We start from the raw sequence: 15,280 nt of genomic DNA, 5'->3' as shown, positions 1-15,280 counted from the left end.
ATCAAAACTACTCTCAAAAGTACTATCAAAACGACTGTCAGAATCACTAGAAAAACGATTATCTAAATAACAAGGTCGCCAGCTCGTCTTCATTATTAATAATATCTGCCAAGGTATAGCGCTCAAGGACGGCAATAAAAGCCCTTAATGCTTCAGAGAATACACTTTTGAGTTGGCATACTGGTGTAATCACGCAGCCTATCGGTTTATCTGTCTTTTCTTCGATGAAGGTAACTGGCAAATCTTTTGATTGAGAGCCTTTATCCTTACTCACTGGTACGGCAAAGCACTCTACCAAATCAAAATCAGGCTCTATTTGTTTAATCAATACACCCAAATTAATCTCTTTAGGTGTACGTGCCAGTCGTATGCCTCCATTTTTGCCACGCACACTTTCTATATATCCTAACTGACCCAGCTGATGAATAACTTTGGTCAAATGACTTTTGGAAATGTCATAGCTATTGGCAATGTCACTGATATTAGCGAGCGTGTGCGGCTCCGGTTTGACCGCCAGATAAATCAATGAGCGCAGTGCATAATCACTATAATTGGTCAATCGCATTTACGAACACTCCCATTCTAATTCTCATTATTAATCATTTAACCACTAGCTGCTTAACCACTATCTACTTAACCAAACAGGCCATCCGGTCTAGGGCGTGCCAGCATCGGTACGTAGCTGATGCAAAATAACATAAAGCAGGCAATCCATGCACCTTGAGCAATCATAATCCATAATAAGTAATGGCTCATATCTACCAAAGGCAATAGCACGCGACTGGCAAACACCAAAACCATCAAACCATACATCAAAGTTGTCGTTTTAGGTGGATTATGAATACTGCGGCCAGTATGCCCAAGCGATACCCGTGTCATCATCGCTACCGTCATCATGCCAATACCCGAAATCGCGAGCCCATGTACCGCCAAACTATGAGAGAAACCTAACCACGGTTGCAATGCGTACAGCATAAAACTCAAACACATGCCTAAAAACGCAATATACAATGACCAAAGCAACGGCTTTTGCCAAATGCCACGATGATGCCAACCTACTAGACGAATGATGTTAACGATTGCCACACCGAGCGCCGTTATAGTCAGTAAATATGGATGAGGATAAAACAGATCAACGATAAAAAAGGCTAAAAATAATAATAAGCTTGCGATATCTTGTACTTTACTATTATACAAGGTAACGGTTTCCGCAACGCCTTTAGCGTTAGTCGTACTAAGACCTCGCTCAATAAAGAATGGTACCACGCGGCGACCAATGGTCAATACTAAGCCAATGATTAAATAAAATCCCAGATACATGCCTGTCTTCATGATGCTCATGTCTGCATTGATAATGCCCCAATAGCACAGTCCATTGCCTAACATTAATAATGCCAACTTAGCTAAGATGCCCATCTGCTTATATTGCTTGACTTGCCATACTGCTCGGAAAATAGCGAAGGCCATAAACGTGATAAACAAAAAATCACACACTGCGGCGACGTACAACAACAATGCGCTATTGCCCGCCACCACTATGCCCATGCCACAAGCGATCCAACTAAGACGTGCTAACAACCAACAGGCAAAGATACCTAACAGTTTGTAGCCGTGCGGCATCATCACCCCTGTCCAAGTCTTGACCGCTGTCAGCAAAAACCCTGCAACCACTGCCAATGCATAACCATAAATCATCTCATGGCCGTGCCAATACAAGGGATTTAATACCTGCGCGTCTATATCTGTATGCCCAGTGAACACAAAGGCCCATAACACCATCGTGACTACCGCGAATAATGCAGCAGCACTAAAGAACAGACGGAAACTCAAATTAAGAATTGGGTGTGGCGAGCTTGGCGGCTTACTGGGTAGGTTAATAGATTGCATAGTGATCTTCTTAGAAAGTATTAATAAAACCGACCTTAAAGATTCATTTTATATGAATGTTATATGTTAAGCAACGTACTTAGCCAGCTATAGTCGGTGAACGACTAAACCGCTACGGCGTTACCCTCCTTAGATGTACTACTTGTACAATCTGCAGTCGACTGCCTTGTACCCATTTTAGAGTTCTTTGACTATATTGTATTGAAAAATAGTTTTTAGAAATAAAAAAGCCACCCATATGGTCGCTTCTTATTTTTGGAATACTTAGGACATGCTGAGCGAGAAAAGCTATGAAAAAATGACTTAAATTCATCAGTAAATTTAAGGTGAGCTCAGTACATAATCATCAGTATTATCACCTTGCCATTTATGAATAAAGCTACCACTCGGATCATATTGCTGAGTTTGTTTGGCCAAATTAAACTGTCGGCAGCCTCTTGGATCAGCACCTACTCCCGCTAGATACTGCCAATTACCCCAATTACTAGCAACATCATAATCGATAAGGTACTGCTCGAAATGAGTTGCCCCATAACGCCAATCTAAACCCAACTCATGGATGAAACAGCTGGCAACTATTTGTCTGCCACGATTGGACATATAGCCCGTTTGCTTTAGCTGATTCATGCAGGCATTGACGATAGGATATGGCGTAGTACCCTCTTTCCACTGCTCCAGACGCCCTTTATCAAACCCTGTCGTTGGTGACTGTTGGGCAATACCTTTGTACCAAAACAGCTTTTGCTGATGGGTCATGGCATACCAATGAAAATACTCACGCCACAGTAGCTCAAACCATATCCAGTAAGTAGATTCATTAGCCACCACTTCACGCTCATAATGACGCAAGCGGTTCAGCAGCACATTGACTGAGAGGGTGCCATTTGCGAGCCAAGCCGAGAATTTAGTAGAGTGTGTCCAGTCATCCAGCGCATTGCGCGTGGTTTTATACGTACTAGGCGCATCAGAATTGAAATAATCGTTCAAATGGCTAATGGCATTGGTCTCTCCACCTTTAAACTCAGAGGGCAGTTGCACATCAAGATGATGCTTGTTGAAGAATAATGAATAGCTACCTGCTGTACCATTTATCAAATTGTCTGGCATGGGTAGTAGAGATTTTGGCGCTGGACTAATAACTACGTCTGTTTCGGCATTTAGTAAATCATGATCTGATTCGACTTGTTTACGAAACTGCGTGAAGCTTTTGGGCAACGCTCCCATCGGTAAAGACGCAAACAACGTATTGGTTACTTGCTCATGCCAGCGTACCTGTGGGTACTTACGTTGCAAGATACTATAGGCTTGGTTTTGGTGATAATCTGCCGTTTGACTGACATATATATCAGTGACTTGCTGATGCTCGATAAGCTGACACAGCTGCGTAAAGGTATCCAATGCGGCCGATGATGTATGCGGTGTTAGATGCAACAATCTATTGCCAAGACGTTGTAGCGATTCATCCAGATCAGACAGACTCTCAGATAAGAACTGCTGACGAGCATCTCCTATTCGATCGAAGTCGTAAGCTTGATCTTTATTTGTCTGACCGATGCCATCTGCTAAAGCATCCGCATAAATAAGTAACAGCTGCCTATGGTTGTCTTGGGCCAGCATTGCTGCTTTTGCCAATGTTGCATTATCATCTATACGCAAATCATTATAAAATAGTACCAACACTGCTTCTTTATCTGTTGGCTTCTTTGTTAAACTATCTAATTGCGGATTTGACATGTTTTCGACTCCCTAATTGTACTCATACACTTATTAGCTCAGTCTGAACTATAATATTTTAGAATATGATATACGGTACAAGGTATGTTAAATACCTCACTTAAATGTTTGTTATAGTCAAATCCATATAAATCCGCTACATCGTTGACCTCGCCAGCTATATTAACGTATCAATATCACTGTAGATTGATGATACTTATCTGCGTTATTCTAACCATAAGCCTGACTGCCTACATGATTTATTCCTAGGAGAATAATATGACTGAAGAAAACGCACCAGAAGAAAAACGTAAGCTCATCAACAAGTTTTTGATGAGACTAACGAAAGATCAACCACAGATGTATTACGCCACGACATCCGAAATCTCTCGCAGCATACATACCATGATAAAAGAGCATACCAATCGCCTATCTGTAGAAGAGCAAGCACTTGTCAGACGCATCACGATTGAAGAGATTGAAGCCCTACTTGGTTTTCATCATAAACAGAAAATTTAAATAAACGCGTGGTGTCTCAAGAACATAAACATTAATACCTGCTAATTTGAGACAGTACATCCATAAAAAAGACCGCTATATAAGCGGTCTTTTTTATGGTTAAAATATCAGTTTACAACATTTAAAAGTTAAGCTCTCAAAATGGATACTCGCGTGGCTGATGCTGTACAGATATCCAATGCAATCTAGTGAACTCTTCTAGTACCCACTCGCCATTGAAGCGACCGATACCTGAGTTTTTCTCACCACCGAACGGCGCATTACTGTCATCATTCACTGAGATATCGTTGATATGCGTCATACCAGCTTTGATACCGCGGGCAAAACGCAGGCCTTTGGCTAAATCTTGCGTAAATACTGCACTCGATAGGCCATACATAGAGTCATTGGCAATAGACAACGCATCGTCTTCATCTTTGGCACGAATGATACCAACCAACGGGCCAAATACTTCGTTACGTGACAAATCCATCTCACGCGTGACGTCGGTGAAAATATGTGGCGGTACTACTTGACCGTCTATCTCACCACTTAAGATCATTTTTGCGCCTTCTTCTTGCGCTTTGGCGATTTTGTCTTTTAATGACTTGACTTGTTTTTCGTTGATAATTGGACCGACTGCTGTTTCCATTTTATCAGGGTCGCCGACTTGCAAGGTTTTGACATGCTCAAGGAAACGCGTCACGAAGTCATCATATAGTGCGTCTTCGACAATAATGCGGTTGATCGCAATACAGATCTGACCTTGGTGCAGGAACTTACCGAAGGCAGCTGCTTTTACTGCTTGATCGATATCAGCATCTTTTAATACGACAAATGGGCTATTACCACCCAATTCAAGGGCAACTTTTTTGATATAATCGCCGCCATTGGCCAGCTCGCCGATGTGCTTACCGACTGAGGTTGACCCAGTGAATGATACTAGGCTTGGCGTTTTGTGTTCAACAATCGCATCACCTATCTCGCTACCTGAGCCAACGACTACGTTAAGCAGACCTTTTGGCAGACCTGCTTCTTCAAATACTTTTGCAAGTAGCAAACCACCTGTCACAGGCGTGTCGCTAGCAGGTTTGAGTACCACTGCGTTACCAAGTGCTAAGGCTGGCGCGATAGAACGCTGGGTCAAATGCAATGGAAAGTTCCATGGGCTGATGACTGCAACAACACCAATTGGCTCACGGTAAATGAAGTTTTCTTTATCAGGGGTATTAGACGGACGAATCTCACCGTGCACACGATTAGGGAAAGTCGCAGCTTCCAAAGTAATTGCCCGTGCCGTACTAAGTTCTACAGTCGCTTTAATGCGCGTACTACCTGACTCTTTAATTAACCAGTCGATAATCTCTTCTTGACGCTGGTCCAATATATTGACGACGTTGTACAGTACAGCAGCACGTGCCGCTGGTGTTTGCTTGGCCCACTCTTGCTGTGCCTGACTAGCAGCTTCATAGGCTTCATTGAGCTGCGCTTCCGTTGCTTGTTGAATTTTTACAAGCTCGTCGCCGTTGTATGGGTTTGTATTGGTATTGACGCTATCGTCTTTACCTTTTTGCCATTCACCTGCAATATATTGCAAATGAAAGTCACTGTAAGCACTGGTGTTGGTATTATTCGCTGACATAATGATCCTTATTTTTACTTAGTTATGTTTGAAATTTGGTTTTAAAGATAGTTTTAAAATTGTTATCGAAATATCGAATGAGAAACTTACTTATAAAAGCTTATTTATAAAAAATCGCTTATAAATAGCTTCTTGTAAACAGCATCTTGCAAGAAGTGCCTCTAAACTCATTGTTAAGCGATATATCAGTCTAACGATTTGACTGACAAACGTCCTAATGACTAGCGAGCCTAAAACGCACCTTGATAGACGACTGGTCTAATGCTACCATAGCTATTAATAAAACAAGACTACTTTACCCGTAAATATTGTTGATGAAACGTAACGCACATAAATAAATACTATTAGAATACGTCCTCAATATGACGCTTAAATGAATATTAATCACTCTATTGCTATGAAGTTCCAAGGAGAACATCACCTCTATGTCTACTATTACAAATGCACCACCCGTACCTATTGCTACATCAGATACTAGAGCTCACTTGCTCGAAACTGGCTATCAACTCATCGCCAAAAAAGGCTTTACTGCCGTTGGTCTTAAGCAAATACTAGACACAGCAGGTGTACCTAAAGGCTCTTTTTACCATTACTTTGCGTCCAAAGAAGCGTTTGGTGAAGCGATTATCCATCATTACTTTAGCCTATATAAGACACGCCTAGACATCATCGGCGCGCAAAATGTTAGTGCACAGCAAAAGCTATATAACTACTTTCAAAACTGGTACGACACTCAGCAAAACGGCTGCGATCATGAGAAATGCTTGGTGGTTAAGCTCAGTGCTGAAGTAGCGGATATGTCAGAGCCTATGCGCATCGCGTTAAATGCAGGCTACCAACAAACCGTCAACTGGCTTGGTGATCAAATAAAAGCCGGCTGGATAGATGGCTCTGTACCACAGCCTGAAAACATCGCTGCTGAGAGCATCGCAAAACGTTGGTACTTTGCATGGCTTGGTGCCAGCTTAATTGCCAAAATCAGCCAAACCAATACCCCACTCGCAGAAGTTTGGCAGATGACGACGTCACAACTCGGACGCTAAGGCTCTAGACGCGTATTCTCCATTCGTAAATGACTACTCCTGCATTAAAATCCTACGTTAGATAAATCATTGGTGTCTTAAAAAGCGTACCAATGATAATCGCTAGCAATGAATCATTCTTAGTCTCTTGTCATTCTGGTTTCTTGACTGCCTCAAGCTATCAAGGGTCTAAGAACGATTCACGTTCTTATACACAATCCTCATAACTCTTAAACTCCTACTTAATAATCAAGTTATGAGAGACTTTTGTAAAAAACACTAGACGACTGGTCTAATTGATGTACAATGCACGCAAATGTAAGAAACGAACTCGCCAATAAATAAATTTGCAGCTCGCACACCCAATCAATATTTAACAAAGTTTAGGAATATTATGAACAACTTCCAATATTACAACCCAGTACGTATCGTTTTCGGTGAAGAACAAATCAAACAATTATCAGACTTAGTGGCTACTGATGCCCGCGTCCTTATCACCTATGGTGGTGGCTCAGCGCAACGTAATGGTACATTGGACGAAGTGAAAGAAGCATTAGCAGCGAACGGTAATCGTACCGTATTTGAATTCGGTGGTATTGAAGCCAATCCAGAATTTACCACGTTGCTAAAAGCAGCCGACATGGTCAATGAGCACAACATCGACTTCTTATTAGCCGTTGGCGGTGGTTCAGTGATCGATGGCAGCAAATTTGTTGCATTGGTATCATCACTGACTGAAGAAGATGGCACTGTGTCACGTGAACAAGCGTGGGATGCATTGACTAGCTATTGCAGAGACATCGATTCTGCGGTTGATTTGGGTGCGGTACTGACCATTCCAGCAACTGGTTCTGAGATGAACTCGGGCGGCGTTATCAACTATAGTGAACGTCAAGCAAAACTACCGTTTGGTAATGCACTTGCCTTCCCTAAATTCTCAATACTAGATCCTATCAAAACGCTTACATTGCCTGAACGTCAGGTTATGAATGGTGTGGCTGATGCATTCGTTCATGTGATGGAACAGTATCTAACCTATCCAGTAAACGCTAAAGTCCAAGACGCTTTTGCTGAAAGCCTGCTCAAAATCCTTATCGATGAAGGCTTGGTTGTTAAGCAAGATCCAGAGAACCTAGAAACCCGTAAAAACATTATGTGGACGGCGACAATGGCATTGAACGGTCTGATCGGTACTGGTGTACCACAAGACTGGACAACTCATATGGTTGGTCATGAGCTGACATCTCTACACGCGATCGATCATGCACGTACCTTAACTATCTTATTGCCATCAGTGATGCGTGAGCTAAAAGAAAGCAAAAAAGAAAAATTGCTCCAGTATGCACGTAACGTATGGAATATCACTGATACTGATCAAGACGACGACGCTATCATTGAGACCGCGATTGTTTACACTGAAAACTTCTTCCGCGAACTTGGCTTGCCAGTTAGCCTAGAAGATGCCGATTTGACTGAATCAGCGATTGATCCAATCATCAAGCAGCTTGAAGTGCATGGTATGGTAAAACTGGGCGAGCATGGTACAAACGACTTAGACGTATCACGTCGCATCCTACAACGTGCTGTTACTAGCAAAGCATCTTAATATGTAACATCGCCGTAATAAGAAATACATATAGTTATGCTATTTATAGTAGCTACTCAGCAATGGGTAGTTACTACATTCAATATCAGATTAGACATCACATCAAAGATAAAAAGCTTTGAACAAAGAACTTTGTACAAGAAGAACCTTTCATCGAAGGATGTAAAGATAGACACTTAAAATCAATAATTAAAAAGGATAATAATATGAGCTTTGATAATACTCAAAACCAACAACAAAATCGTCAAATCAAACTGGCAAGTCGTCCTCATGGCACACCAACCAGCGACAACTTTGAGCTTGCTACTAGCGACATCCCTACCCCTAACGACAAGCAAATGCTCCTACGTACCGTTTACCTATCACTTGACCCTTACATGCGTGGCCGCATGAGTGATGCAAAAAGCTACACCGACCCACTACAAATTGGTGACGTCATGACGGGCGGCACAGTGGCACAAGTGGTCGAGTCTAATGTCGATGGCTTTGCTGAAGGTGACTTGGTTGTATCAGGTTCTGGCTGGCAGGACTATAGCGTCAGCGATGGCGAAGGTGTGCTAAAACTAGATAAAGACATGCCACATCCTTCTTATGGTCTTGGTGTACTTGGTATGCCTGGATTTACTGGTTACATGGGTTTAACTGATATCGGTAAGCCGAAAAAAGGCGAAACATTAGTAGTAGCCGCAGCAACTGGCCCTGTCGGTGCAACAGTCGGACAAGTGGGTAAAAAACTTGGTGTACGCGCAGTTGGCGTGGCAGGCGGTGCTGAGAAATGTGCTTATGCTGTCAATGAGTTGGGTTTTGATGCTTGTATTGATCATCATGCCGAAGACTTCGCCGAACAACTAAGCAATGCATGTCCAGATGGTATCGACATCTATTACGAAAACGTGGGCGGTAAAGTGTTCGATGCGGTACTACCACTATTGAACGCGCATGCCCGTATCCCAGTATGTGGTCTAGTATCACAATACAATGCCACTGACTTACCTGACGGTAAAGACCGTTTAGGTATGCTAATGGGTCAAGTATTGGCCAACCGTCTGACGGTTAAAGGTTTCATTATCTTTGAAGAGTATGGCGACCACTACCCTGAATTCTTAAAAACCATGGGTCAATGGGTTGAGTCAGGCGATATCAAAACCAAAGAGCATCAAGCAGATGGCTTAGCACAAGCACCGCAAGCGTTCTTTGATATGCTAGAAGGCAAGAACTTTGGTAAAACAGTCGTTAAAGTTGCTGACGTTAAATAGTTTATGGTGACTTATAATCGCTATAACTACTTAACAACATAAATACTGACTTTAACAACTGACTATTAAGTCTCAAACATAGATACTGTTAGCAGTCATCATTTTCTATTACAATTTTAAGATGGTTGCTACTTATCTGATAACAGAATTTTTTATCTATCCACACTAATTTTTAAAAGTAATGAATAATAAATAAGGATAACTATGAATATTTTAATGGTACTAACGTCACATGACCGTCTCGGCGATACTGGTAAAAAAACAGGTTTTTGGCTAGAAGAATTCGCAGCACCTTACTATGCATTTATTGATGCAGGTGTGAATGTCACGCTAGCCTCTCCTGCTGGCGGTCAGCCACCACTCGATCCTAGTAGTGACAATGAAGACACGCAAACCAAAGACACATTACGTTTCAAAGATGATACTGATGCTCAAGAGCACCTTGCTACTACTAAAAAGCTCGCTGACATGAAAGCAGAAGACTTTGATTCAGTATTTTACCCTGGTGGTCATGGCCCATTGTGGGATTTGGCAGTAGATGAAAATTCTATCAATCTGATTGAGACTTTCGTTAAGCAAGACAAACCTGTTGCGTTTGTTTGTCATTCTCCAGCAGCGCTCAAAAATGTGAAAATTGATGGCGAATACTTGGTTAAAGGCAAAAAAGTGACTGGCTTTACCAACTCAGAAGAAGATGCTGTTGGTCTTACCGATGTCGTGCCATTCCTAGTAGAAGATGCAATGATCGCTAATGGTGGTCATTATGAGAAAGCAGCTGATTGGGAATCATTTGTCGTAGAAGATGGTCTATTAATCACAGGTCAAAACCCAGCCTCTTCAGAAGAAGCTGCTAAACGCTTACTCGCTAAGCTTAAAGGTTAATACTATGATTCGTTTGCATCATCTTAACCAATCACGTTCATTGCGTATTTTATGGCTCCTAGAAGAATTAGGCGAACCTTATGAGATCGTGAGTCATCAACGTGATGCTAAGACGCATTTGGCGCCTGATAGCTTAAAAGCGGTACACCCTCTTGGTAAGTCACCGGTCATCGAAATGGATGGTCAGACATACTCAGAGTCTGGTGCCATTACTGAGCTATTGATCGAGCGCTTTGCACCAGATCGCTTGCGTCCTGCACCCGACAGTACTGACTATGGTCATTACTTGCAGTGGATTGACTTTGCTGAAAGCTCGCTCATGTTGCCACTTATGCTTGAATTGTTTACCAAAAAAGCAGGCATCGAGGATAACGAGTTTTTGAACGGTTATATCGAGATAGAAAAGACCAGATTGTTTAAGTATCTAGATACGGCGGTCGAAGGTAAGTCGTTTATCGTAGGTGACCAACTCAGCGGTGCAGATTTCATGCTATCGTTCGACTTAATCATTCTTGCTCAACGTCAGAAACTAGACGATTATCCGCATATTAAGCAATATGCAGAGCAGCTGGCGAGCCTTGATAGCTATCAACGTGCCATGCGCCTTGAAGCTGAACATGACGAATCAAAACAAGCCTAAACGCACGCCATAGTAAACGTTTTATAAAAAGCATGATAAAATAGCTCAAGTCTATCTTGGGCTATTTTTGTTGTTTATTCCTATAGTCGATTCAATTTAAAAGTAGTACAAGCCAACCGAGTCTAGATGTATATGTAATACTTCAAGCGAGGTTAACGCTGTCATACTTTGGTAGTGGAATGACTATACCTATAAAACATATTCTATTGTACGACTATACCGTTGACAGGTTTTATTAATCTAAGCCTAATACAATCAACCGTCCACCTTCAAAGACAGTCATTCATCCATGAGTACTGAGTATCAATTCAAGCCCCACGAACAGCCAATGATGGTGGGCTCTCCAGCCAATCCTGATCATCCTGCACGCCGCAAGGTTTTTTACCTGATTATTGGTATTATTATTGGGGTGACTGCCAGTTTTCAAAATGGTTTGCTGGTCGCGAACCTGACTCAAATTCAAGGTGACCTTAGCCTAACGCCTATGGAAGGCGGATGGATATCGGTTGCCTACAATATGACCAATGCTTGTATCACCGTATTGTTATATAAGATTCGTCAGCAATTTGGCATGGCATTGTTCAGTAAAATCACCCTGTTTTTTTTGCTACTAGCAACCAGCATGCAATGGTTTGTAAGCAGTGGCTTGATGACGACTGCTGATGGTATGTGGCTTGACCCGTATTACTTAGAGATTATAGCGCGTGGCTTAAGCGGTATGGTGGCCAGCGGCATGACCATCTTAGGATTGTTCTATTGTTTACAAGGTATGCCAACCGTCAAACGTACTAGCGGTCTAATTTTGGGTTTTGGCTTGGTGCAGTTTGGTATTCCATTATCACGAATCATTTCGCCCTACCTCACTATCGACGGTCAACTTGAAAGCTTATTTCTATTTCAATTTGGTTTGGCACTGATTTGTTTTGGGCTGATTAATATATTAGAGCTACCACCAGGTAATACAGAAAAAGTATTTGAAAAACTGGATTTTTTAAGCTTTGGATTTTTTGCAAGTGGTCTGGCTGCATTGTCTGTCGTTTTAGTACAAGGTAGGATTTTATGGTGGACGACACCTTGGCTTATCTATCCACTCATGATTGCCATCGTTGGGATTAGCATCGCATTATGGATTGAAACCCATCGCAAAAACCCAATGCTACAAGTGCGCTGGATGCGTAGCCGCAATATTATTGCCTTTATGATTACCGGCGCTGTCATGCGAATTTTGCTATCTGAGCAAAATGTCGGTGCAGCAGGATTACTTGCCAACTTAGGCTATGGTGGCGATCAGCTGATTACTTTTTATGCTGTTATATTAGCCGCTAGTGTATTGGCTTTGGTCATTAGTATTTTTAGCACCAATCCGATAGATTTACGCCGACCCGTTATTTTTGCAGTGGCGTTAATTGCCTTAGGTTCTTGGATGGACACGAGTGTGTCTATTAATTCAGCACCTTATATGTTTTATATCAGCCAGTTTTTGATTGCATTTGCCGCCGTGTATTTCATGGGGCCTTTGGTTTTTGAAGGGTTTTTGCGTGCTATTGCCAGCGGCCCTGCCTATATTATTAGTTTTTCCGTTATTTTTGGCATTTCACAAACGGTAGGCGGATTGGCGGGTGCAGCCGCTATTCAAGCATTTACCACGGTTCGTACGCAGGTTTATTATGCAGATATGGTCAGCTCACTCAATTTTGGTGATCCTGAGCTAGTCGGACAGATAGCTGCTGCACGCAGTACTATATCTACACAAATGACGGACACCACTCAAACCAATACGGCTGCTGTGTTGCAAGTACTGCAAGGTATTCAGCGCCAAGCCACTGTGTCTGCTTATGGTGATTTGTTTTTCATCATGGCCCTTCTATCGACTGGTGCTACCGTTATTTTACTGCTCAATTATTTTTACTATCGTTATCATAAACGTAACCCATTGGCTAAAGAGCTGGCCGTTATCGCTAAAATGCGTGAGCGAAAATAAGATATTTTTCAATATCGCTAAAATATAAACAACACGTTTTTGTACCCATATAAAATTATCTATTATATTGATCTAACCCTTTAGGAGCGCGTCATGAGCCAAGAAAAATCCAATGACCCTGACCAAAAAACTCAGACGCCAGCCGACAGCCTGTCTTCTAACAACCTATCTTCTAATGACTTGTCTTCTAATACTGGTGAGACAGCAAGTGCTCAAGACAACGAGACCCAAGTTGCAGAAAAAGTAATGGAGAGTGGCGCTGATAATGAAACACCCATGCCACCAACCGAGCCTATTCCTTCCGCTTCAGGATGGAACCCTAAGAAAAAAACGTTCTTTAATATAGGGCTTTTTATTGTCCTCATCATAATTGGTGTATTTCTGATTCTTTATGCTTGGAAACTGCCACCCTTTACCCCAACGGTGCAGCAAACCAACAATGCCTTTGTAAAAGGTCAAACAACCATTATCAGCTCACAAGTATCTGGCTACGTGACCGATGTCGCCGTAGAGGATTTTGCTACTGTGAAAGCCAGTGACCTACTAGTAAAGATAGACGATCGCACTTTTCAGCAGCAGCTTGAACAAGCACAGGCCAATATCGAAGTGGCATTAACCAACCGATCCAGTAATGCGCAAGACACCCAGTCCAGCCAAGCTCAGATAGAAGCGCGTGAAGCCGATTTATACAGCGCGAAAGTCAGTGTTGATAGTGCACGCGAAGATGTCAAACGCTATCAAGGACTGGATGCGATTGGTGCAGTCTCAAAAGCGGAGGTAGCACATACCAAAGCAGAACTTGCCCAAGCGCAGGCAGGCGTACAACAGGCTGAAGCCAATCTACAAGCTGCACAGCAAGCTAGCAAAAAAACCAGCGGTAGCCGTTCATCACTTGATGCCAATATCCAAAATGCTGAGGCCGGTGCCAAGCAAGCCAAAATCAATTTGGACAATACTATTATCACAGCTCCCGAGTCAGGTCAGTTAAGCCAAGTCAGTGTAAAATCAGGACAATACGTTAGTGCTGGTACACAGCTCATGTATATCGTACCGAAGGGCGTGTGGATTATTGCCAACTTCAAAGAAACACAAATCGCGAATATGACAATAGGCGAACCTGCGACCATCCATGTGGATGCACTGGGTGGTGCTAAGTTTTATGGACGTATCAATAATATCTCGCCAGCAACGGGCAGTGAGTTTAGTTCATCAGCAGCAAACCCGACTACTGGCAACTATATTAAAATTGCTCAGCGGATTCCGGTACGTATCGATTTAGATGAAAATCAACCTGAACTGGCCAAACTGCGACCTGGTATGTCAGTTTCTGTCGACGTGGATACTGAAGCAAAATAAATTCCCGCATTTACTATTCGGCATCTACTATTCGACACTTGCTATAAGTACGAAAAAGCCCCGCTAGCAAATTGTTTATAACAACTGCTAGCGGGGCTTTTTATTATCGTCAAATTACTTATGGTAATAAGCGTTTGGTATTCCAACTATCGCCATTTTCTTGAGTATATACAATGCGGTCATGCATACGGTTAGCACGGCCTTGCCAAAACTCAATCTCATTGACCGTAATCTCATAGCCACCCCAAAATATTGGCGTTGGCACTTGCGTGTCTTCTGGATAATCTGCTTGTAGCTGCTCAAAACTTTGTTCCATCACTTTACGATCAGCAACTTCACCACTTTGTGGCTGGCTCACCCATGCACCCACCTGACTATCATGTGGACGCTTTTGGAAATATACTGCAGATTTTTGAGCATCTATCTTAGCAATGCTGCCGCTGATACGGATTTGCCGCTCAAGCTCATGCCAAAAAAACAGCACTTCAGCTTTAGGATTCTCGGCAATATCTTGTCCCTTGGCACTTTCGTAGTTAGTATAAAATACAATACCAGTATCTGTAACTTCACGCATGAGCACGATACGTACGCTAGGCTTATTATCAGCACCGCAAGTAGCCAAACTCATCGCATACGGCTCTTGCACTTTCTGCTCTATCGCTTCATTCATCCAAGCATTTAATAACTCAAATGGTGATGTAGGTACTGACTGTTGATCAAGCGCGCCCTTTTCATATGACAGACGTTGATCGGTAAAATCCATACTCATGGTCATTCCTTATCTTAATGTTTTTAAA

Annotated in this window: 13 protein-coding genes; 8 read left to right on the top strand and 5 right to left on the bottom strand. The window is 42.4% G+C overall.

Annotation, left to right across the window (positions count from 1 at the left end; all coding sequences use genetic code 11):
* Positions 1-58 precede the first annotated feature (58 nt).
* From ACZW67_RS08015 to ACZW67_RS08005, 3 genes are all read right to left on the bottom strand, one after another.
* Positions 59-565, bottom strand: a complete 507-nt coding sequence (locus ACZW67_RS08015; protein WP_465182831.1) for an Rrf2 family transcriptional regulator — start codon at positions 563-565, stop codon at positions 59-61.
* Positions 566-633: 68 nt separating this feature from the next.
* Positions 634-1,887 (bottom strand): NnrS family protein, encoded by a 1,254-nt coding sequence (locus ACZW67_RS08010; RefSeq protein WP_465182830.1) that lies wholly within the window; start codon positions 1,885-1,887, stop codon positions 634-636.
* Between the two features lie 321 nt (positions 1,888-2,208).
* Positions 2,209-3,621 (bottom strand): DASH family cryptochrome, encoded by a 1,413-nt coding sequence (locus tag ACZW67_RS08005; protein ID WP_465182829.1) that lies wholly within the window; start codon positions 3,619-3,621, stop codon positions 2,209-2,211.
* A 258-nt stretch (positions 3,622-3,879) separates the two neighbouring features.
* Here ACZW67_RS08005 and ACZW67_RS08000 point away from each other — a divergent pair, with 258 nt between their 5' ends.
* Positions 3,880-4,119 (top strand): hypothetical protein, encoded by a 240-nt coding sequence (locus ACZW67_RS08000; protein ID WP_110923741.1) that lies wholly within the window; start codon positions 3,880-3,882, stop codon positions 4,117-4,119.
* A 136-nt stretch (positions 4,120-4,255) separates the two neighbouring features.
* Here the strand turns inward: ACZW67_RS08000 and ACZW67_RS07995 are convergent, their stop codons facing one another.
* Positions 4,256-5,740 carry an aldehyde dehydrogenase family protein gene (locus ACZW67_RS07995; RefSeq protein ID WP_194196711.1) on the bottom strand — a complete coding sequence of 495 codons (1,485 nt, stop codon included), beginning with the start codon at positions 5,738-5,740 and terminating at the stop codon, positions 4,256-4,258.
* Between the two features lie 425 nt (positions 5,741-6,165).
* Here ACZW67_RS07995 and ACZW67_RS07990 point away from each other — a divergent pair, with 425 nt between their 5' ends.
* From ACZW67_RS07990 to ACZW67_RS07960, 7 genes are all read left to right on the top strand, one after another.
* Positions 6,166-6,783, top strand: coding sequence for a TetR/AcrR family transcriptional regulator (locus ACZW67_RS07990; protein WP_194196712.1), 618 nt, complete (start codon positions 6,166-6,168; stop codon positions 6,781-6,783).
* 373 nt (positions 6,784-7,156) lie between these two features.
* Positions 7,157-8,368, top strand: coding sequence for an iron-containing alcohol dehydrogenase (locus ACZW67_RS07985; protein WP_465182828.1), 1,212 nt, complete (start codon positions 7,157-7,159; stop codon positions 8,366-8,368).
* 206 nt (positions 8,369-8,574) lie between these two features.
* Positions 8,575-9,624 (top strand): NADP-dependent oxidoreductase, encoded by a 1,050-nt coding sequence (locus ACZW67_RS07980; RefSeq protein WP_465182827.1) that lies wholly within the window; start codon positions 8,575-8,577, stop codon positions 9,622-9,624.
* 204 nt (positions 9,625-9,828) lie between these two features.
* The gene (locus ACZW67_RS07975) at positions 9,829-10,506 is read left to right on the top strand and encodes a type 1 glutamine amidotransferase domain-containing protein (protein ID WP_110923736.1); all 678 of its coding nucleotides are present in this window, start codon (positions 9,829-9,831) and stop codon (positions 10,504-10,506) included.
* Between the two features lie 4 nt (positions 10,507-10,510).
* Complete coding sequence (locus ACZW67_RS07970) at positions 10,511-11,146, top strand: glutathione S-transferase family protein (protein WP_465182826.1); 636 nt, start codon at positions 10,511-10,513, stop codon at positions 11,144-11,146.
* A gap of 289 nt (positions 11,147-11,435) precedes the next feature.
* Positions 11,436-13,127: an MFS transporter gene (locus ACZW67_RS07965; RefSeq protein WP_465182825.1), complete on the top strand. Its 1,692-nt coding sequence runs from the start codon at positions 11,436-11,438 to the stop codon at positions 13,125-13,127.
* A 93-nt stretch (positions 13,128-13,220) separates the two neighbouring features.
* Positions 13,221-14,483, top strand: a complete 1,263-nt coding sequence (locus ACZW67_RS07960) for an HlyD family secretion protein (protein WP_465182824.1) — start codon at positions 13,221-13,223, stop codon at positions 14,481-14,483.
* 118 nt (positions 14,484-14,601) lie between these two features.
* Here ACZW67_RS07960 and pdxH read toward each other — a convergent pair whose 3' ends face one another.
* The gene (pdxH, locus tag ACZW67_RS07955) at positions 14,602-15,246 is read right to left on the bottom strand and encodes a pyridoxamine 5'-phosphate oxidase (protein WP_465182844.1); all 645 of its coding nucleotides are present in this window, start codon (positions 15,244-15,246) and stop codon (positions 14,602-14,604) included.
* Between the last annotated feature and the right edge of the window lie 34 nt (positions 15,247-15,280).

The sequence above is a fragment of the Psychrobacter sp. TPE 89C genome, assembly GCF_055522395.1.
The sequence above is the reverse complement of the archived record's forward strand: the minus strand, read 5'-3'. Positions and strand labels throughout refer to the sequence as shown.

Bases quoted from the DNA above. Each gene is read 5' to 3' on its own strand.
- ACZW67_RS08005 (WP_465182829.1), bottom strand. From the start codon at position 3,621: ATGTCAAATCCGCAATTAGATAGTTTAACAAAGAAGCCAACAGATAAA.
- ACZW67_RS07960 (WP_465182824.1), top strand. From the start codon at position 13,221: ATGAGCCAAGAAAAATCCAATGACCCTGACCAAAAAACTCAGACGCCA.
- ACZW67_RS08000 (WP_110923741.1), top strand. From the start codon at position 3,880: ATGACTGAAGAAAACGCACCAGAAGAAAAACGTAAGCTCATCAACAAG.
- ACZW67_RS07990 (WP_194196712.1), top strand. From the start codon at position 6,166: ATGTCTACTATTACAAATGCACCACCCGTACCTATTGCTACATCAGAT.
- ACZW67_RS07985 (WP_465182828.1), top strand. From the start codon at position 7,157: ATGAACAACTTCCAATATTACAACCCAGTACGTATCGTTTTCGGTGAA.
- pdxH (WP_465182844.1), bottom strand. From the start codon at position 15,246: ATGGATTTTACCGATCAACGTCTGTCATATGAAAAGGGCGCGCTTGAT.
- ACZW67_RS07980 (WP_465182827.1), top strand. From the start codon at position 8,575: ATGAGCTTTGATAATACTCAAAACCAACAACAAAATCGTCAAATCAAA.
- ACZW67_RS07965 (WP_465182825.1), top strand. From the start codon at position 11,436: ATGAGTACTGAGTATCAATTCAAGCCCCACGAACAGCCAATGATGGTG.
- ACZW67_RS07970 (WP_465182826.1), top strand. From the start codon at position 10,511: ATGATTCGTTTGCATCATCTTAACCAATCACGTTCATTGCGTATTTTA.
- ACZW67_RS08010 (WP_465182830.1), bottom strand. From the start codon at position 1,887: ATGCAATCTATTAACCTACCCAGTAAGCCGCCAAGCTCGCCACACCCA.
- ACZW67_RS07995 (WP_194196711.1), bottom strand. From the start codon at position 5,740: ATGTCAGCGAATAATACCAACACCAGTGCTTACAGTGACTTTCATTTG.
- ACZW67_RS08015 (WP_465182831.1), bottom strand. From the start codon at position 565: ATGCGATTGACCAATTATAGTGATTATGCACTGCGCTCATTGATTTAT.
- ACZW67_RS07975 (WP_110923736.1), top strand. From the start codon at position 9,829: ATGAATATTTTAATGGTACTAACGTCACATGACCGTCTCGGCGATACT.